Source organism: Aureimonas mangrovi (genome assembly GCF_014058705.1).
Taxonomy (GTDB): Bacteria; Pseudomonadota; Alphaproteobacteria; order Rhizobiales; family Rhizobiaceae; genus Aureimonas; species Aureimonas mangrovi.
This window is the reverse complement of sequence record NZ_CP059692.1, coordinates 1386773-1403884: the sequence shown is the minus strand read 5'-3', so window position 1 is coordinate 1403884 and position 17112 is coordinate 1386773. Positions and strand designations below refer to the sequence as shown.

The window sequence follows — 17112 nt, the reverse complement described above, 5'->3', positions numbered from 1 at the left end:
CATGCGTGCACTTCAACTCGTCGGCGACCGCGATCTGAGGCAGGTCGAGATCGAGGAGCCCGGCGCGCCCGGCGCCGGCGAGGTCACTGTGCGCATCGAGGTCGTGGCGCTCAACCACATCGACGTCTGGGGCTGGCGCGGCATGGCCTTCGCCAAGCGCAAGATGCCGCTGACGATCGGAGCCGAGGCGGCCGGCATCGTGGAGGCGCTGGGCCCCGGAGCTTCCGGCCTCGTTCCCGGACAGCGCGTCTCGATCTACGGCGCACGCACCTGCGGCCTCTGCCGGCCTTGCCGCGAGGGTCGTGACAATCTGTGCGAGCACGTCTCGGGCGTCCACGGTTTCCATCTCGACGGTTTCGCCTGCGAGCGGGTGAACCTGCCGGCCCGCCTTCTCGTGCCAGCCCCGAACGGCTGCGACGCGGTCGGCGCGGCGCTCGCGCCCGTCACATTCGGCACGGTCGAGCATATGCTGTTCGACAATGCCAGGCTGCGGCCGGGCGAAACGATCCTCGTCCATGCCGGCGGCTCGGGCATCGGCACGGCCGCGATCCAGCTCGCCAAGCGTCACGGTGCGACGGTGATCACCACGGTGGGATCGGACGCGAAGATCGAGCCTGCCAGGGCGCTCGGCGCCGATCACGTGATCAATTACCGCTCCGATCGCTTCGAGGGCGTGGTGCGCAAGCTGACGAAGAAGAAGGGCGTCGACGTCGTCTTCGAGCATGTCGGCAAGGACACGTTCGCCGGTTCCATGCTGTGCCTGAAGCGCGGCGGGCGGCTCGTGACCTGCGGCTCCACATCCGGCGTCTCGACCGAAGTGAATCTGATGATGCTGTTCCAGCAGCAGCTCAAGCTCCTCGGCTCCTTCGGCTGCCGGATGGAGAACATGGCGAACGCCATGACCAAGATGGCGGAGGGCATGGTTGCGCCCGTGATCGATACGCGCGTCGACATGGACGGGATCGAGGTGGCACTGAAGCGCATGGAAGGCCGCGAGGTCTTCGGCAAGATCGTTCTCGACATGCGGCAAGACGTGGCCCAGAACGCGGCATGAAGACCACGCTCTTCCGGCTCAAGAAGAAGCTGGATCTCGTCGGGGACTGGCTGTTCGCGCAGCTCGTCTTCGCAATTCTCGCCGTGCTGCGCCGGTTCCCTGCGCGGGCCGGCATCGATGCCGCTGCCGCGATCGCCCGAGCGGTTGGCCCGCTGACACCGCGCCACCGCCTCGCGCTCGACAACTTGCGCAAGGCGTTCCCCGAAAGGGAAGAGGCGTGGGTGCGCGCCACCGCGCGCGAGAATTGGGGCCATATGGGGCGCCTGGCGGCCGAGTACGTCTATCTCGATGAGATCTTCGACTACGATCCCGAACGCCCGGACGGCTCCGGCATCGTAGAGGTGGAAGGCATCGAGACCTTCATCGAGCTTCGCGAGCGAAAGGGTCCGTTCCTCTTCTTCACGGGGCATCTGGGCTGTTTCGAGCTCCTGCCAATCTGCGCGGCGACCTTCGACCTGGAGGTCACAGTGCTGTTCCGGCCGCCCAACAACCGCTTCATCGGGCGCAAGGTGCTCGGCGCGCGGCGCACGCGCGGCGGCCATCTCGTTCCCTCGAAGGCGGGCGCGGTGTGGCCGCTTGCCGCCGCACTGCAGGACGGAAAATCCGTCGGAATGCTCGTCGACCAGAAGTTCGCGCGCGGCCGGCCGGGAACTTTCTTCGGACGGCCCGTTCGCACCAACCCGCTTTTGCCGAAACTTGCGCGTCAGTTCGACGCAGAAGTCTACCCCGTGCGCTCGCTTCGTCTTGCCGACGGGCGCTATCGTCTTGTTTTGAGCCCGAGGCTGGACCTTCCACGCGATGAAGGCGGAGCGATCGACGTCGACGCAAGCTGCCAGCTTCTCAATGACGTGGTGGAAGGCTGGGTGCGCGAAGCACCCGAACAGTGGATGTGGTTCCACCGTCGCTGGAAAGTCTGAAGCGACCGCCCTTTCGACTTTGTCTCACCGATTTTTTAAGGAAGCGCGTGTAGGTTGGCTCGGCAAGAGCTGGACGGCGTGATGCTTCTGACGATCGCGAAAAGATACCTGGCGACGTTCGGCGGCGGATTGGCCATCGCGGCGTTCATTGCACTCGGCACGACCTGGCTTGGCCAGTCGACGATCGAACGGCTCGTGCAGGAAAACGCCAATCATCGCGCGGCAACCTTCGCAGACTATCTGCTCGCCAATCGCGAACGGCTGGACGCGCTCGTGACCGGCGTCGCGCGCGTGCCCGACATCGAGACGCGGATCAGGAATGCGGCTGCCCTCGCGCAGATCACCGGCTTCAGCATCTTCGACCAGACGGGCGCCGAGGTGTTCAGCACCGGGGCTAAGGGCGAGGCCTGGATGCTGCGGGACCGGCCCGGCGGCGTTTCGCAAGGCCGGCGCCTCTCGCACGAGACGCTGGCGCGCGAGGGCTATTGGCAGATGGCGAGTGGGGCCGGAGACATTCCCTCCATCGTCATGCCGCTGATCGAGGACGGGAGGCCAGTCGCCTATCTCTCGGCCCAGATCGACACCACCGCAGAGAACATCGCGTTCGCGAGGACGCTCAGCTTGGCCTCCCTGCAGCTTCTCGCCATTCTCTTCGTGGCCGCAGGACTGCCCGCGCTCCTTTACATGCGCCGAAAGCGACGCATGGACGAGGCGGACGAGCGTATCGTCTTCCTTCACAACCACGATTCTCTGACGACTCTCCTCAACCGCAGGCGCATGCACGAGGAGACGGACCGCATCCTCTCCACATCCCGCGCCACCCGCGAGCGCATGGCGCTCTGGTTCATCGACGTGGACGGCCTCGGCGACATCAACGACAGCATGGGCCAGGCCTGCGGCGACGAACTCCTGCGAGCGATCGCAGCGCGGCTCGGCGAAATCGCAGAGCGGGGCGACCTCGTGGCCCGCATCGGCCCGGACGAATTCGCCATTCTTCAGCGCGGGGTGCGAGCCGAGGAGAACCTTCACGCGTTCGCGCACCGGATCACTGCCGCGATGAGCGACCCGATCGAACTGGACGGAGGGCGTGTCGTTCCTGGTCTCTCGATCGGTGCGGCGATGACGCCCGAGCACGGGCGCAGCTACACCGACCTCATTAAACACGCTGAACTTGCATTCCTTCATCAGAAGGCCGTGCGGCGGGAAGAATTCACGCTTTTCCGCCCATCGATGGATACCGATTCTCATCGTCGACGCCAGATGGAGCAGCTTCTTCGCGAGGCGCTCTCCGGCAACGGCTTCGAGCTCTTCTACCAGCCCATCGTCTCCGGTCAGTCTCAGGAGTTGATAGGATTTGAGGCATTGATCCGAATGCCCGACGGTGAAGGCGGGTTCGTACCACCATCAGTGTTCATTCCGATCGCGGAAGCGCGCGGCTACATCAAGGACATCGGCTCGTGGGTCATCGGCGAGGCCGCGCGCCAGGCAGCCCTTTGGCCCGAACATCTGTTCGTCTCCGTCAACCTGTCAGCCGTGCAGTTCCATGACGGCGACCTCGTCGAGATCGTGCGTCGAGCACTGGCCGAAGCTGGCATACCCGGCCACCGGCTCGGCATCGAAGTCGTCGAGTCACTGTTGCTGGAGCAGTCCGACGCCATCCTCGAACAGTTGCGCGCGCTCAAGACGCTCGGCGTTTCCGTAGACATGGACGACTTCGGCACCGGATACTCCTCGCTCGGCTACCTCTGGCGCTTCCCGTTCGACAAGCTGAAGATCGACCAGTCTTTCATGGCGGCCTTCGATGAGGGCAAAACGAGCATTCCCCAGATCCTCGAAACCATTATTGCGCTCGCGCACAATCTCGGCCTGAAGGTCACGGCCGAAGGCATCGAGACGCAAGAGCAGGCCGATCTTCTGCGTGCCTTCGGTTGCGACCAGTTGCAGGGTTTCTTTTTCGGTCGCCCTGTCTCGGCGACCCATGTGGCAGGCGAACTTCTCCAGTCGATGAGCACAAGACGGTCCCAACCCATTACCGTCCTGCAGCCGGCCTCGCTCAGCGTGCAGTGAATTTAACGATGCATTTACCAAGAATTGTCGAATTCTCTGCGAATTTTCGTAAAGATCGATCGGACACGAAACCACGCCTTGGCCATATCGTTGCTTTGAAACAGAAGGCAAAGGGCGAAGTCATGCGTATCCTGATCCTTGAAGACGAGCCGCTGATCGCGATGGACCTCGAAGATATCGTTTTCGACGGTTGCGGCGCGGAGTGCGTTCTGGCTGGCAACGTGGAAAGCGGTCTCGACCGTGTGGCCGAGGGCGTGGATTTCGCGTTCCTCGATTTTGATCTCGGCAGCCGTTCGCGCAATTCGCTGGCGGTTGCCCACGATCTTCTCAAGCGGCACGTTCCGTTCTGCTTCGTCTCCGGCAGCCTTCCGTCGTTGCCCGAGGCCTTCCGCGACGTCCCGCGGATCGCCAAGCCGTTCCGCCCGTCCGAGATCCGGCGGATGCTGCCGGCCTGATCGTCGCAGGCGTTTGACATCGCCCCACCGGCGCACATCTGCCACCACTTGTCCGGCTTTCCGGGCGCCATCCGGCGGGCAGGGCCTGCCGCCATGAACGAGAAGGCGGATGATGGACTGGCTCTGGGCCTTCCCGCAGATCGAGCCGCGCGTGCTGCGTGAGATCGCGAGGGCGATCGACGGGCAGTATCGTGCGTTCTCGAGAAGCTACGGGACGACAATCGAAGCGATCTTTCGGCCGCTCCTCGACTTTCTGCTGTGGTTCGAACAGCTTCTACTCGGCGCCCCCTGGTGGCTGGTGCTCGCCGTCTTCGGCACGATCATCTGGTTTTCCTCGCGCTCGCGCGCCATCACGCTCGGTGCGCTTGTCGCATTCGTCCTGATCGGGCTCCTCGGCATGTGGGACGACGCGATGCGCACGCTCGCCGTCATCCTTGTCTGCACCCTCCTCGCGGTGGCGATCGGCGTTCCCGTCGGCATCGCGATGTCGCGCTCCGACAGGCTTCAGGCTACGCTGAACCCGGTGCTGGACGTGATGCAGACCATGCCGTCCTTCGTCTATCTCATCCCGATCGTCATGCTTCTCGGCATCGGGCTTATTCCCGGCGTCATCGTGGTGGTGGTCTACGCCATGCCGCCGGTGATCCGGCTGACCAATCTCGGTATCCGCCTCGTCGACAAGGAGACACTGGAGGCAGCAGACGCCTTCGGCTCAAGCCCGTGGGCGAAGCTGACCGAGGTCCAGCTTCCGCTGGCGCTTCCCACCATCATGGCCGGCATCAATCAGACGATCATGATGGCACTGGCGATGGTGGTCGTCGCGTCGCTTATCGGCGTTCGCGGCCTCGGCCAACCGGTCCTGCAGGCGATCACCAACCAGTATTTCACGCAAGGTCTCCTCAATGGCCTCGCTATCGTGGCGATCGCAATCGTCTTCGATCGTACGAGTCAGGCTCTGGGGCGGCGGTTGCAGCGCCGGGAGGGCGGCTCCGATGAGTGATGCGGCCATCCGCCTGAGGGGGCTGACCAAGCTGTTCGGCTCGGACGCCGGCGTAGTGGCCGAGCGCATGCGCGACCCCGAGGAGCGCCCCGCGCTCATCGAGCGCTATCGCACGCGGCTGGCGCTGCGGGATGTGGATCTGGATGTCGCCAAGGGCCACATCCAGGTCATCATGGGCCTGTCGGGCTCGGGCAAGTCCACGCTCGTGCGCCACATCAACCGCCTCATCGAGCCCACGAGCGGCAGCGTGGAGGTCGACGGCGTCGACATGCTGGGGCTGCCCGAACGCGAGCTGCGCGAGGTGCGCCGGCGCAAGATTTCCATGGTGTTCCAGCGCTTCGCGCTCCTGCCGCATCGAACGGTCGAGGAGAACGTCGCGTATGGGCTGAAAGCGGCGGGCGTCGGCCGGGCCGAACGCGTGGAGCGGGCCCGTCGATGGATCGAGCGCGTCGGGCTCGCAGGTCAGGAAACTCGCTATCCCGCTCAGCTTTCCGGCGGAATGCAGCAGCGCGTGGGCCTTGCCCGTGCACTCGCCACGGATGCCGACATCATGCTGATGGACGAGGCTTTTTCGGCGCTGGACCCGCTCATCCGCACGGATATGCAGAGCCTTCTCCTCGATTTGCAGGGCGAACTCGGCCGCACCATCGTATTCATCACGCATGATCTCGATGAGGCCCTGCGTCTTGGCGATCGCATCGCGATCCTCAAGGACGGTGAGCTCGTCCGCGAGGGGACCGGACAGGAGATCGTGCTGGATCCGCAGAGCGACTATGTCGCCGCCTTCGTGGGTGATGTGGATCAGGGACGTATTGTGGAGATCGGCGCCCTGCCCGGCCTCGTGGTTCCAGCCGAAGGCACGATAGCCCCCCCGGGCTTCACGCTGCCGGCGACGACACGCTTGCGGGAGGCTGCAAGGCGGCTTTCGGACGGCCCCGCCGACAGCGCGGCCGTTGTCGACGGCGCCGGGAGAGCGATCGGCATCGTCAGCCTGGATGCCGTCGTCACGGCGCTGACGAGGCCAAGCCGTCTGGAAAGGGACACGCTTCGAAGGCTGGGGCAGACGCGCACCTGAACGCCAGCGTCCTGCCGATAACGAAAGGGCTCCGCCAGTGAACGGCGGAGCCCTCTCAGGAAATCTGCGGCTCAGGCGCCGCGCTTGCTTCGCTCAGCGAGCGACGTCGTTCACGGCACCTTCGGTCGCGTCGACAGTGTTGCCGAGATCGCGCCCGACACCGCGCACGGTGTTGGCGCAGGCCGAAAGGGCCATAGCGGCGGCGAGAGAGGCGGCAATAATGGCGATGCGGCGCTGCGACATTGGATACTCCTGTGGAACAAGGCGGTATTCCGCGATAACCGCATCATCACGAAAAGGTTCCGGTCCCGGAACGGCGTCAAGCATTTTTCTTCATGCGTCGCCGCGCGCCTGTGCGAGCAACCGTCGCACTTTGAATCAGCAGTACGCGCTCCCACATGTCGAACCGTTCGCGCGCCATCCATCGACGCGCCCGTCGAGGAATGTACGATGACGTCCGGCAAGAACCCGTTCCCCAAGGTCGCCGCAGAAATGCTTGCGCTTTCCACGCTCGCCCCGCTCGTGGTCGGATCTCGTGTCGGCGGCCTGTGGCTTTCCGGCTTCGGGCTCGGAAAGCTCGACTCAGACGAGGCCGAGCGCATGGTTTGGGAGAAGGTGCAGGCCGGATATGAAAGCGTCCTCGCCATGAACCTAGCAGTGGGTAGCGCCTTCGTCGGTGCCACCGCCGCGGCGATGGCGGGCGCGCCGGGGAAGCTCTTCGATGCGGACGGCATCCTGTCAGCGGGCCTTAAACCTTATTCGGATCGCGTGCGGGCAAATCGGCGCCGGCTTGCCCGCGGCGGTTGAGACAGGCCGGCAAGATCGCCGACAACTCGCCCTCGCGCGGTTTCGGATCGCTCCGTGATGCTCTATGAGCGGGGCATGTCGCAGGCGCGAAAGCGTCTGCGCAGCCAGCCTGCAGGCAAGTGAAGGATCCGCGATGAAACTGAAGGATTACGTCTGGCCCGTCATCGGCCTGGCGGCCGTCGTTTTCTCCTGCTGGATCCTCTACCACGAAGTGCGCGAGCTTTCGCTCGACGAGATCCTCGGCAGCTTCAAGGCGATCGATCGCTGGCAGTGGATGGGCTCGATAGCAGCGGCCCTGGCGGCTTACGCCATGCTCGGTCTCTACGATCGGCTCGCGCTGAAGCATCTGCGTCGCGACGTCCCCTTTCCCTTTGTCGCGGCCACGTCCTTCACCACCTACGCACTGTCGCACAATATCGGCGCATCGGTCTTCTCGGGCGCCGTGGTGCGCTATCGCGCCTACAAGTCGAAGGGTCTGTCGGTCGGCGAGGTCGCTCTCCTGATCGCCTTCTGTTCCTTCACCTTCGGTCTCGGGGTCATACTCGTCGCGGGCGTCGCGCTCGCCATCCAGCCGGAAATCCTGACGCGCTATTTCGACGTGGCGCCGAGCATCTCCTACCTCGTCGTCGCGGGCATCGCGCTGATCGTCGGCCTCTACGTGACCGGCAGCCTCCTCGGCTTCAAACCGCTGTCGATCGGGCGCTTCCATCTGGAGTATCCGCGGCGAACGGTGGTGTGGCGCCAGTTGCTCGTGGCACCAGCCGAAATCATCTTTGCGGCGGCGATCATCTATTTCGCGCTGCCGCCCGAGAGCAATCCCGGCTTCGTCGTGGTGATGGCGATCTTCGTCATCTCCTTCTCGCTCGCGCTCGTCAGCCACGCGCCGGGCGGGCTCGGCGTCCTCGAGGTCGCATTCCTGACTGGGCTCAGCGACGTGCCGGACACCGACGTTCTCGCCGCGCTCCTCGTCTTCCGTATCCTCTATCTCCTGGTACCGTTCGCAGTTGCGATCGTCATCGTGCTCGTCTTCGAGCAGAGCGCGATGTGGAAGCAGCCGACGCCGAAGGCCAAGCTCCCCGAATAGCACCCGAGGCCGCTCACGGCGGAACCTCCTGCCGCTGGCTTCTGCCGAACGGTCGTCCGGTTTCGCCATGCGCGCTGTCTTCATGCGGCGGGGGCGAATGCCGACGGGCCTCCCGGCCAGTTCCAGACCCAGCTTGCGGCACGCGGCGGCTCCGAACTGCAGCCAGTCGTCGCGCCGGATCATGGAGGCGGCCGTTCATAGGTGATGCCGAGTTCCGGACGCGCATAGCGTTCGCGCATCTCGAATCGGGAACGCGGCCTTAACAACTGGCGCGCGAGAGTGCTGCGCATCTCAACGGGGTCGGCAGAGGCAGGGGTGATGGCACAGGCGGCCGGCATACGCGACGAGGCCGGGCATGCGCGTGATCGCAAGCGGGTGCTCTGGCCGCTTCTGATTCTCGCGCTGGTCCTGATCCTGTGCGTCCTCCTCCTGTCAATTCCACTGAAGCTTCCTGTCGGAGCGATGTACTGGGACCTCGTTGTCTACCTTGATGGCGGACAACGGGTCCTGACGGGCCAGCAACCCTCCGTGGACTTCTTCGCGCCCGTCGGCCCTCTCGCCTACTGGCTCTTTGCTGCCGGGATGGCGCTTTTCGAGCGAGCCCAGCCGCTGCTTCTCGTTCAGTGGTCGCTTTTGGCCGTGTCCGCGCCCGCGCTCGCGCTTCTGGTGTTCGATATCGGCCGCCGCTCGCGCTCGATCGCTTTCGCGCTGCTCCTGCCCTTCCTCGCCTTCCAGCTCATGCCGATGAATGTCGAGCAGTATTCGACCTTCCCGAGCGTGGACGGCTACGGCATCTACAACCGCCACGGCGCCGAGCTTCTCTACCTGCTCGTCGCCTCTCTTCTCTTCACGCGCAGCCGCGTCATCCTGGCGGTCCTGATCGCCTGGCTGTGCCTCGCACTCTTCCTCGTCAAGATCACGGGCTTTCTGGCCGGTGGTCTCGTCTGCGCCTTCGCCTTCGCGGCCGGTCGCGTCGGCTGGAAGGCCGCGATCGGCGCGGCCCTCGGCTTTCTGGCCGCGCTCGCAGTGCTGCAACTGCTGACCGGCACGCCTTCGGCCTATCTGCAGGACATCGCGACGCTCATCACGATGAATGAAGGCGGCCTCCTCTCCCGTTTCCTCCAGGCGGCCTCGCTGCATTTCGGCGTCTTCGGCTCGGCATCACTTCTTTTGCTGGCGCTGCTCTTCGCGGAGCGCCGGGAGATCGGCCTGATCCTCGGCGCCAAACGTCGGGCCCCGCTGGTGAAGGTGATAACGAGGCTTCTCGACAGGCCATCCCTGTGGCTCGGCGTGACTCTCTTCGCCGGCCTCTTCTACGAAACCCAGAACACCGGCGGACAGGCCTTCATCCTGCTCTGGCCCGTGCTTCTCGCGATCCTGCAGGTGAGCCGCCGCCCTGCGCCGCGCCTGCGCGCCGTCATTCTGATCCTCGTCGCCGCAACGGCGCTGCCGCCTCTGGTCGATACCCTCCATCGCTTTTCGCGCGCGATGATCGGGCAAGCCTACGGGTACGTCGCGCTGGACCATACGCATCTGAAGGCGCTCGGGCAGGTCAGCCAGCGCCCGGAGGCGATGGAGCGCGCCCGGCTGTCGCGAGAGGTCTACATCGAGCACGCGGACGCGTTCCAGGCCTTTGCGGACAGGAACATCCTGCCAGGCCTTTCGCTCTACTCCGACCTCGACTTCCAGCTCGGCTGGCTGATGGCGGCCGACGAGGCCGCCGATGCGATCCTCGCCTATGAGCGCGAGAACGGCGTCCGCTTCGAGACGATCCTGTCGCTGAACTTCGTCAATCCGTTCCCCTACATTCTGGATCGGCAAGGGCCGCGATACGTCGCGATCGGCGCCGATCCGTATCGGACCGTGCCGCAGCCGCCGGACGAGCGGACCATGGCCGAGGTCTCGGCGAGCGACCTCATCCTGTACCCGGCCTGCCCTATCACCTCGGCGAACGAGGCCTTGCGCGACATTTACGCGCCCGCGCTGGAGGGACGGCGGGAGATCCGTCTCTCGGCATGCTGGCTCGCCTACCCGCGAGGCTGAATGCTGAAAGGGCCGGGCGTCGCCGCCCGGCCCTTCGAAGCTTCACTTCGCGTCGCCGTCGCTCAGCCGATCTGGCTTTTGACGAAGTCCTTCACGATCGCCACGATCCCGCGCGAAAGAAGCGCGTCGAGCGCATCGCAGAACTGGTCGACGTTCTCGCGCGTGCAGATCAGCGGCGGCTCGAGACGAATGACGTTGCGATTGTATTCGGTGAAGGCGACGAGGACGTCGTGGTCGCGCAGGAGCAGTGCACCGACGAAGCCTGACAGCGAACCCTTCAGCTTGTCGTCGAGGATCGCCACCATGGGCCGCAGCGCCAGCGGCAGCGTGCGCGAGAAGTCGTGGAACTCGAGCCCCACCATCAGGCCCTGACCGCGCACTTCCTTGATGATGGTCGGGTATTTCGCGGCGATCGCCCGCAGCCGTTCCAGGAGATAGGCGCCGACCTCCGCAGAATTGCCGATCAGGTCCTCGTCGTAGAGCGTGTTCAGCGCCTCGATCGAAGTGATGCATCCCTCGCCTATGCCGCCGAAGGTCGCGTGCGCATGGATCATAGCGGTCTTTGGCGTCCCATAGGCCTTCATGTAGACCTCACGCCGCGCGATCATGGCCGCCATCGCGGCCTTGCCGCCGCCGAAGCTCTTGGCGAGCGCGGTCACGTCCGGCACCACGCCGTGATGCTCGAAGGCATAGAACCGGCCCGAACGGCCGAAACCGCACTGAACCTCGTCGGCCACCCACAGGACGTTCATCTCGTCGCACAGGCGCCGCACCCCCTGCCAATAGGCAGTCGGCGCGGTCACGATACCCGCCCCGCCCTGGATCGTCTCCAGCACCACGACGCCGATATCCGGATCGGAGCGCAGAAGCCGTTCGAGGGCGGCCAGATCGCCGAAGGGCACCTTGTAGGTGTTGCCCGTCAGCTTGAACTCGCCTTGATAGAGTGGCGAATCCGTCAGCGACAGGACGCCCTTCGTCTTGCCGTGGAACGAGTTCTCGGCATGGACGATCTTGCAGTTCTTCCGCCCGCTCGCACGCTCGGCAACCTTCACCGCCGCCTCCATTGCCTCCGATCCGGAGGAGCCAAGGAAGACCATGTCTAGGTCGCCGGGGGAGATCGCGGCGAGGTTCTTGGCGAGCGCGGCTGCGTACTGCGACAGGAAGGCGATCGCGATCTCGTGGCGCTTCTCGTCCTGGAAGCGCTGACGCGCGGCGAGGATGCGCGGGTGGTTGTGGCCGAAGGCGAGCGAGCCGAACCCGCCGAAGAAATCGAGAATCCTGCGGCCGTTCTGGTCGATGTAGTACATGCCCTCGGCACGTTCGACCTTCACCTTGTGGAAGCCGAGCAGCTTCATGAAATGGAACTGGCCGGGGTTGATGTGGGCCTTGAACAGGCTCGCCATCTCGCCGACATCCATCGCCTTGGCGTCCTCGACGCTGAGGAGCGAAGGCTTGGCAGGACCGCGGCGGAAGGCGGGCTCGTCTTTCGGCGCGATGGTTTCGACGCGTTCCAGCATCTCCTTGCTCCTCACTCGGCTGCTTGCGGGAAGAGGCTCGGCTTCACAGGCCGGCCTTCCTTCTTGGCCCGATACTCAGAATAGGCCGCGATCAGCATGTCCTCGTCACGGAAACGCGCTTCCCAGCCGAGATCGCGCTTGGCCTTCGAGCAGTCGAGAATGCACATCTCGTCGGCGATCAGATACTGCTCGGGGTCCATGATCGGCATGTTCAGCCAGTCGAGGAAGTCGAGCGTGCGCTTGACCGCAAAGGCTGGCGTCGGCAGAAGCATCGACTTCGAGCCCGCATGCTTGACGAGATCGCCGAGGAGCTTGCGCACCGGCGGCGGGTTGTCGGAGCCGAGATTGTACGCTTCGTTCGGCACACCCGCTTTCCAGGCGAGGCGCGCAGCCTGCGCGCAGTCGAAGACTGAGATGAACTGATAGGGGTTCGCGCCGGAGCCGATCATCGGCACCGGCAGGTTCATGTCGACGAGCTTGAACAGCTTCTCGAGAATGCCGAGCCGGCCCGGACCGATGATGAGACGCGGCCGGAACAGGGAGACGCGCATGCCGCGCGTGCGCCACTGGGCGGCCAGTTCCTCCGTTTTCAGCTTCGACAGACCGTACTCGCCGAGGGGGTTGGCCGGATGGTCCTCCTTCTGCGGGTAGGTGTAGGTGTGCCCGTAGATCATGTCGGTCGTGTAATGGACCAGCTTGGAGGCCCCCACCTCGTCCATCGCCTCCATGATGTTCTTCGTGCCGTCGTAGTTCACCGGCCAGAAGAAAGCATGGCGCTCGGCGCGCGTGACGATCGGCGAAAGCATCTTGGCCGACAGGTTGTAGACCATGTCGTCGGCCGTGATCGGCACCGCTCGCACGGCGGCCGCATCGGTGACATCCGTCGTCAGATGGGTCGAGTGCTGGTAGTGAGGCAGATCGCTGCGGGCGATGTCGGCGACGATCACCTCCTCGCCATCCTTGACGAGTTGTGCTGCGAGATGGCGGCCGACGAAACCGTCGCCTCCGAAAATGACGTGCTTCATCGGACGCCCTCGTTCCGGGATGAATGCGTTTCACGGGTTGGCGTCTCGCCATCGACGCGGCTGCCGCCCTGAGCGATGAGGACCGTTCCCACGCAGATGAGCGCGATGCCGCCGATGCGCCAGCCGTTCAGGTTCTCCGAGAAGAGGAGCCAGGCGGCGACGGCGACGACGACATAGGCAAGCGAGAGGAACGGATAGGCGTAGGACAGCTCCACCTTCGACAAAACGTAAAGATGCGATGCCATCGAGATGACGAAGGTCAGGAGCCCCAGGAAGACGAAAGGGCTGAAGACGATCTGGAGAACACGCAGGATTGGGTTCACGCCGGCAAATCCGAGGCTGCCGAGATGGGTCATGCCGTACTTCAACAGAAGCTGCGCCAGCGCGTTCGTCAACACGGTGAACAGGATGAACGGGATGTATCTAGACATTGCGAAGGATGCCTCACCGCGGGCTTCTCGCCGCATGGTTGTAATATCATGTCATGCCGCACTGCAGAAGCACACACCTGCATGACTCAGGATGAATTGCGCATGAAGTGCTTGGAAGGTGAAAGGATGTTTTACGCCGTCTGTCGAAGCGATTCTTCGTCATCTCGGCCTGCCGTTACGGCTTCCTGCGTCACCCTTCGCCAGAAATCGGAAGCGATCCGAGGATCGCGCAGGCCTTCCAGCTTGCGCCACTGCGGGAAGGAGCGAGCGAAAACCTCGCGCGACATACGGCCGTCCTTGTAAGGGTTCACCGCTCCGCCCGCCGAGATGGCGATCATGTCCAGCTCGTCGAGAAGGGCGAGCGTCGCCCCACCCTTATGGGCGAAATCGAGCGTCAATGTGTAGCCTTCGCGCGGAAAGCTGAGAAGGCCGGGGCTCGGCAACGCGGCAAAGCGCTTGAGAACGGTCAGGAACGAGCCCTGCCCGCGCGCCCGCGCCGCCTCGATCAGCGCGCGCACCACCCGCGGCGCATCGCCGAGCGGCACGACACTTTGGTGCTGGTGCAGGCCACGCGGGCCGTACAGCCGGTTCCAGCAGCGCACGCGGTCGAGAGGATAGAAGAAGGCGTCGAACGGCACGTTCGCGATCTGCGGCTTCGCGCCCATCCGGCGATAATAGATTTCGTTGAAGGCCCGCAGTGTCGGTCCCGCGAGGGGGCTGAGCGGCGGCGTGAATGGCACCGTGGCGATGGGGCTGCGGGCAACGCCGCTCCGATCGCCCCGCGTCTCGTGGTCGCCGCAGATGAGATGGCCCCGGCCGAGCCGGTCACCGCCGGCGAGGCTGTCGATCCAGGCGACGACATATTCGTGCCGCTCTTCCGCCTCCTCGCAAAGCGGGAAGAAATCGCCGAGATGATCGAAGCGCTTCGTCGTCTGTCGGATCGCTGTCGAGCCGACGCGCATGAGCTGGATCGTCGCGCGCTCGACGATCCCGGTCAGCCCCATGCCTCCGATCGTCGCCGCGAAGAGTTCGTCGCCCGGCTCGAGATCCCGGACGGGCGCGTCCGAGCGCAGAAGGGGAAAGGCGCGCACCCAGCGGCCGAAGGTACCGCGCAGGTGGTGGTTCTTTCCGTGGACGTCGTTGGCGATGGCGCCGCCGAGGGTAACGAATTGCGTACCCGGCGTCACCGGAAGGAACCAGCCGGCCGGGGCCGCTCGCTGCGTGATGTCACGCAGGAGCGTTCCCGCCTTCGCCTCGAGAAGACCCGTTTCCTCGTCGAACGACAAGATACCGGTATGCCGGCGCATGTCGATCAGCGTGCCGGCGTCGTTCAGGCAGCTGTCGCCGTAGGAGCGACCGCAGCCGACCGGAAGCACGCTACCCTCCGAGATGGCGAAAGCATCGCCGCATTCGAATTCGCTGACGGCGCGACGTTCGTTGCGTTGGACGCGCCCCCAGCTCTGAAATGTCTCAGCCGACATAAGCCGCGGCCACGAACATCAGTGCGCCGGCCGCGACCATGATTTGCGAGCGCCAGTCACGCAGAATGAAGACGACGGGGTCCTCGTGCATCTGGTTGCGGCGCGCCAGGATCCAGATCCGCACGATGATGTAGAGGACCAGGGGGCACAGCGGCCACAGGAGATAGGGGTGGTCGTAGAGCTGACGCACGTCGGCGCTGTCGACATAAAGCGCCAGCACCAGCACCGAGGCGAAGCCAGAAGACATGCCGGCTTGCGCAAGCGTCTCCAGATCGGCGTCCACATAGCCGCGCCCCGTCTTGGAGCGCTCGGCACCCACGCCGAATTCCACCAGCTCGGTGTATCGCTTCACGAGAGCGAGCGAGAGGAAGAAGAAGATCGAGAAGGCGAGGAGCCAGAAGCTGTCGTCAGCCGACACAGCCGCCGCGCCCGCCATGATGCGCGTGGTGTAGAGGGCCGCAAGCGTCAGGACGTCGATCAGAAGCATCCGCTTGAGCGCCACCGAATAGGCGGTGGTGATGAGGAGATAGCTGGCGAGCACCAGCCAGAAGGCGGGCGGCAGGAACAACGCCACCGCGCAGGAGAAGAGGAATAGGCCACCCGAAAGGGCAAGTCCCGTCGGGATCGGCACCGTGCCGCTCGCAAAGGGCCTGCGGCGCTTGTTCTTGTGGCGCCGGTCGGAATCGAGATCGAGAAGGTCGTTGATGATGTAGATGGCGGAGGCCATCGCCGAGAAGGACACGAAGGCGAACGCGGCGGCGACGAACAGCGAGAACTGGAAGAACTCGAGCCCGAGTACCAGCGGCACGAAGATCAGCGCGTTCTTCGTCCACTGATGTGGCCGCATGGCGCGCACGCAGCCGCGCAGGAGAGAGGAACCCTCGTCCTCCAGCAGCCGGGCGTTGCGCGCGGACTGCCAGCGCTTTGCGGCACTGTCGGGCTGCACGACGGTCGCCTCCCCCGCCGCGTCCAGAAGGCAGACGTCGTCGGCCGAGTTGCCGTAGTAATCGTAGCCGCCTTCCCCGCAGTCGCGGAGGATGCGGTCGAGCTTGCGCCGTGCGGACAGGTTGGTGGTCGCGTCGCTCGCCATCACGGCGTCGAACAGGCCGAGATGCTCGGCGACGGCGTGTGCCAGCCTCTCGTTGGCAGCGGTCGCCAGCACGATGCGCCGGCCCCGCGCGCGCTCGCGGCGCAGAGCCTCGACCACCTCTTCGCGATACGGCAGCAGCGAGGCGTCGAAGCGGATCGCGGAGGCGAGCGCGGCCTTGAGGCCGGCCTTGCCGCGGCCGAGCCAAGGCACGATCCGCCACAGCGCTGCAGGATGCTGGCGCGCATACTGGAACAGGGTTTCCCACAAGAGATCGCCGCGGATCAGCGTCCCGTCGAGGTCGACATAGATCGGCCGCTCGATGTCTGTCATGCAAGCATCCACACCGGCCCCCGGATTGTCCGCCGACTCTCGTCTCGAGCGAGACGTTGGCACCTCAAGATTGCGGGGTGGTAAATCGTCGATCTTGCGCAAGAGATACCTGCACTCACGGTTAACCGAGCTTCTCACGGCCTGGAGCACCTTGCGACCGAGACGAGAGCCGGGAGGCTGTTTGGGCACATGATCCCTTCGCGATTGTAGCGTGATCGCAGGGCGAAGCGACGGTTTTTTCCGATGATGTATAGACAGCGTCTTCGGAAGCTCCTATGAAGCCGCACGACGTCGCGACCCGGCGTCGACACGCTTCGGCGTTTGGGTGATTAGCTCAGTTGGTAGAGCAGCTGACTCTTAATCAGCGGGTCGTAGGTTCGATCCCTACATCACCCACCAAAATCTTTAACGATCAAGACGACTTGCGATAGCGCTTCCCCCCGGGCTCGAAGCGCTTTCACAGTTTGTGGCCGCCCTGTCGCCGCCGTCGCCGAGATAGCACCGCACACAGTCCGGTGCCGATCGAGGCCGGTCACGGCCTCGAAGCAGGTGGGCAGCGATTCGAAGAGAAGGCGCTGCGTTGCCAAGGCGGTCGATCTCGTCGTCCTGCACTCCGAGGCGGAACTCTGGCACGGCCGCACTGTCCGCGCCGCGCTGGCAGAAGTACCCCACAAGCGCGACTTGGAATAGCGCAACCTCTTTGCTGCGCTTTTGATCGAAGCTCGCTTCGCGCCAG

The 17112-nt window shown here is 64.6% G+C and carries 14 protein-coding genes and 1 tRNA gene; 10 read left to right on the top strand and 5 right to left on the bottom strand.

The window, feature by feature from the left end; translation table 11 throughout:
• The first annotated feature begins 1 nt into the window (after position 1).
• The 9 genes from H1343_RS06490 to H1343_RS06450 all read left to right on the top strand — a co-directional run bounded on the left by H1343_RS06490 (position 2) and on the right by H1343_RS06450 (position 10502).
• The gene (locus H1343_RS06490; protein WP_185985090.1) at positions 2-1054 is read left to right on the top strand and encodes a zinc-binding dehydrogenase; all 1053 of its coding nucleotides are present in this window, start codon (positions 2-4) and stop codon (positions 1052-1054) included.
• The gene (locus H1343_RS06485) at positions 1051-1971 is read left to right on the top strand and encodes a lipid A biosynthesis lauroyl acyltransferase (RefSeq protein WP_185985089.1); all 921 of its coding nucleotides are present in this window, start codon (positions 1051-1053) and stop codon (positions 1969-1971) included. Before H1343_RS06490 ends, H1343_RS06485 begins: the two co-directional genes overlap by 4 nt.
• A gap of 81 nt (positions 1972-2052) precedes the next feature.
• Positions 2053-4038: a putative bifunctional diguanylate cyclase/phosphodiesterase gene (locus H1343_RS06480; protein ID WP_210270088.1), complete on the top strand. Its 1986-nt coding sequence runs from the start codon at positions 2053-2055 to the stop codon at positions 4036-4038.
• Entirely contained in the window at positions 4035-4493 is a 459-nt protein-coding gene (locus H1343_RS06475; RefSeq protein WP_210270087.1) for a response regulator, read from the top strand. Before H1343_RS06480 ends, H1343_RS06475 begins: the two co-directional genes overlap by 4 nt.
• A 112-nt stretch (positions 4494-4605) precedes the next feature.
• The gene (locus tag H1343_RS06470; RefSeq protein WP_210270104.1) at positions 4606-5493 is read left to right on the top strand and encodes an ABC transporter permease; all 888 of its coding nucleotides are present in this window, start codon (positions 4606-4608) and stop codon (positions 5491-5493) included.
• Complete coding sequence (locus H1343_RS06465) at positions 5486-6568, top strand: betaine/proline/choline family ABC transporter ATP-binding protein (protein ID WP_185985086.1); 1083 nt, start codon at positions 5486-5488, stop codon at positions 6566-6568. Before H1343_RS06470 ends, H1343_RS06465 begins: the two co-directional genes overlap by 8 nt.
• An 84-nt stretch (positions 6569-6652) precedes the next feature.
• Positions 6653-7375, top strand: coding sequence for a hypothetical protein (locus H1343_RS06460; RefSeq protein ID WP_185985085.1), 723 nt, complete (start codon positions 6653-6655; stop codon positions 7373-7375).
• Positions 7376-7508: 133 nt separating this feature from the next.
• Entirely contained in the window at positions 7509-8459 is a 951-nt protein-coding gene (locus tag H1343_RS06455) for a lysylphosphatidylglycerol synthase transmembrane domain-containing protein (protein ID WP_185985084.1), read from the top strand.
• A gap of 318 nt (positions 8460-8777) precedes the next feature.
• Positions 8778-10502 carry a hypothetical protein gene (locus H1343_RS06450; RefSeq protein WP_185985083.1) on the top strand — a complete coding sequence of 575 codons (1725 nt, stop codon included), beginning with the start codon at positions 8778-8780 and terminating at the stop codon, positions 10500-10502.
• A gap of 62 nt (positions 10503-10564) precedes the next feature.
• Here H1343_RS06450 and H1343_RS06445 read toward each other — a convergent pair whose 3' ends face one another.
• The 5 genes from H1343_RS06445 to H1343_RS06425 all read right to left on the bottom strand — a co-directional run bounded on the left by H1343_RS06445 (position 10565) and on the right by H1343_RS06425 (position 16376).
• Positions 10565-12019 (bottom strand): aspartate aminotransferase family protein, encoded by a 1455-nt coding sequence (locus tag H1343_RS06445; RefSeq protein WP_185985082.1) that lies wholly within the window; start codon positions 12017-12019, stop codon positions 10565-10567.
• Positions 12020-12030: 11 nt separating this feature from the next.
• Positions 12031-13044 carry an NAD-dependent epimerase/dehydratase family protein gene (locus H1343_RS06440; protein WP_185985081.1) on the bottom strand — a complete coding sequence of 338 codons (1014 nt, stop codon included), beginning with the start codon at positions 13042-13044 and terminating at the stop codon, positions 12031-12033.
• Entirely contained in the window at positions 13041-13475 is a 435-nt protein-coding gene (locus tag H1343_RS06435; protein ID WP_185985080.1) for an EamA family transporter, read from the bottom strand. The genes H1343_RS06440 and H1343_RS06435 overlap by 4 nt, the downstream gene beginning before the upstream one ends.
• A gap of 131 nt (positions 13476-13606) precedes the next feature.
• Positions 13607-14956 (bottom strand): FAD-binding oxidoreductase, encoded by a 1350-nt coding sequence (locus H1343_RS06430; RefSeq protein WP_185985079.1) that lies wholly within the window; start codon positions 14954-14956, stop codon positions 13607-13609.
• Entirely contained in the window at positions 14946-16376 is a 1431-nt protein-coding gene (locus H1343_RS06425) for a UbiA family prenyltransferase (protein ID WP_185985078.1), read from the bottom strand. Before H1343_RS06425 ends, H1343_RS06430 begins: the two co-directional genes overlap by 11 nt.
• Before the next feature lie 323 nt (positions 16377-16699).
• On the opposite strand from H1343_RS06425, the gene H1343_RS06420 reads away from it, so the two are divergent.
• Positions 16700-16775: transfer RNA gene (locus tag H1343_RS06420), tRNA-Lys, on the top strand.
• Positions 16776-17112 lie beyond the last annotated feature (337 nt).

Coding starts and splice junctions, on each gene's coding strand:
- H1343_RS06450 (WP_185985083.1), top strand. CDS start 8,778: ATGGCACAGGCGGCCGGCATACGCGACGAGGCCGGGCATGCGCGTGAT.
- H1343_RS06430 (WP_185985079.1), bottom strand. CDS start 14,956: ATGTCGGCTGAGACATTTCAGAGCTGGGGGCGCGTCCAACGCAACGAA.
- H1343_RS06465 (WP_185985086.1), top strand. CDS start 5,486: ATGAGTGATGCGGCCATCCGCCTGAGGGGGCTGACCAAGCTGTTCGGC.
- H1343_RS06490 (WP_185985090.1), top strand. CDS start 2: ATGCGTGCACTTCAACTCGTCGGCGACCGCGATCTGAGGCAGGTCGAG.
- H1343_RS06480 (WP_210270088.1), top strand. CDS start 2,053: ATGCTTCTGACGATCGCGAAAAGATACCTGGCGACGTTCGGCGGCGGA.
- H1343_RS06445 (WP_185985082.1), bottom strand. CDS start 12,019: ATGCTGGAACGCGTCGAAACCATCGCGCCGAAAGACGAGCCCGCCTTC.
- H1343_RS06455 (WP_185985084.1), top strand. CDS start 7,509: ATGAAACTGAAGGATTACGTCTGGCCCGTCATCGGCCTGGCGGCCGTC.
- H1343_RS06425 (WP_185985078.1), bottom strand. CDS start 16,376: ATGACAGACATCGAGCGGCCGATCTATGTCGACCTCGACGGGACGCTG.
- H1343_RS06440 (WP_185985081.1), bottom strand. CDS start 13,044: ATGAAGCACGTCATTTTCGGAGGCGACGGTTTCGTCGGCCGCCATCTC.
- H1343_RS06470 (WP_210270104.1), top strand. CDS start 4,606: ATGGACTGGCTCTGGGCCTTCCCGCAGATCGAGCCGCGCGTGCTGCGT.
- H1343_RS06485 (WP_185985089.1), top strand. CDS start 1,051: ATGAAGACCACGCTCTTCCGGCTCAAGAAGAAGCTGGATCTCGTCGGG.
- H1343_RS06435 (WP_185985080.1), bottom strand. CDS start 13,475: ATGTCTAGATACATCCCGTTCATCCTGTTCACCGTGTTGACGAACGCG.